The 1,149-nt window shown below is 72.9% G+C and carries 1 protein-coding gene; it reads right to left on the bottom strand.

Annotated elements, in window-relative coordinates:
• Nucleotides 1–1,033 (bottom strand): agmatine deiminase family protein (locus JYK17_RS40240; protein ID WP_222812324.1); only part of this gene is annotated, 1,033 nt, incomplete at its 3' end.
• Nucleotides 1,034–1,149 lie beyond the last annotated feature (116 nt).

The raw sequence follows: 1,149 nt of genomic DNA, 5'->3' as shown, positions 1-1,149 counted from the left end.
TCTTCGGCTGCTGCTGCGTGATGCAGTGCACGCCGCCTCCACCGGAGAAGATCGTACGCGCGTCCACCAGGGTCACCGTCCGCTCGGGGAACAACCGGCCGAAGATTCCGGCGGCGGTCTCGTCGCGCGGGTCGTCGAAGCCGCAGAGCACGACCCCGCCGTTGCAGAGGTAGTGGTTGATGTAGGAGTGGTCGGCCCAGTGGCCGTCGGCCTCCAGGACGGTGGGCGCCGGGACCTCGACGACCTCCAGGGCGCGGCCACGGGCGTCGGTCTCGGCCTTCAGCAGGCCGATGACCTCCCGGGTCACCTCGTGGTCGGGGTGGGCCGGGTCCGGCTGGGAGTGGGCGACGACGACGCCCGGGCGGGCGAAGGCGGCGACGATGTCGACATGGCCGAGGGTGCCGAAGCCGTAGGGCGGATAGTCGCCGGTCAGGCCGCGCGGCAGCCAGATCGCCTTGCGGGTGCCGAGGTGGGCGTGGATCTCCGCCTCGACCTCCTCGCGCGTCCACCCCGGATTGCGCTCGGGGCCGAGCTGGACCGTCTCCGTCAGCAGCACCGTGCCCTCGCCGTCGACATGGATCGCACCCCCCTCGTTGACGAGCTTCGAGGCGTACGTCCGCGCACCCGCGAGGTCGCCGACATGTGCGGCGATCTTCGCGTCGTGCTCCCAGCGGGCCCACTCCTGGGCACCCCAGCCCTGGAACGTCCAGTCCACGGCGGCCAGTTCACGCCCGTCGGTGAGGAACGTGGGGCCGATGTCGCGCATCCACGCGTCGTCCAGCTCCCGCTCCACGGTGTCGATGTCCGGGCCGAGCAGCGCCCGCGCACCGGCCGACTGCCCTACGCCGCACACCACGGTCACCGGCTCGAAGCGGCGCACGGCGCGGGCGACCGAGGCCCAGGCGGTGCGGGCGGCGGCCAGATCGCCGGGGTCGGCGAAGGTCGGGTTGGGGCCCGGCCACGCCATCCAGGTGCGCTCGTGCGGGGCCCATTCGGCCGGCATCCAGAAGCCGTCGGCGGCGGGTGTGGTCATCTCGGGTCCTTTGTCGGCAGAAGGTCGGTCAGTCGGCAGGAAGTCGGTCAGCAGGGGGGCAGTCGGCCGGGCGGGCAGTCGGCCGGGCGGGCAGTCGGCAGAGGGTCGATCGGCAG

This window comes from Streptomyces plumbidurans (assembly GCF_019857225.1).
Lineage (GTDB): Bacteria > Actinomycetota > Actinomycetes > Streptomycetales > Streptomycetaceae > Streptomyces > Streptomyces plumbidurans.
This window is presented reverse-complemented; position numbering and strand designations above follow the sequence as displayed.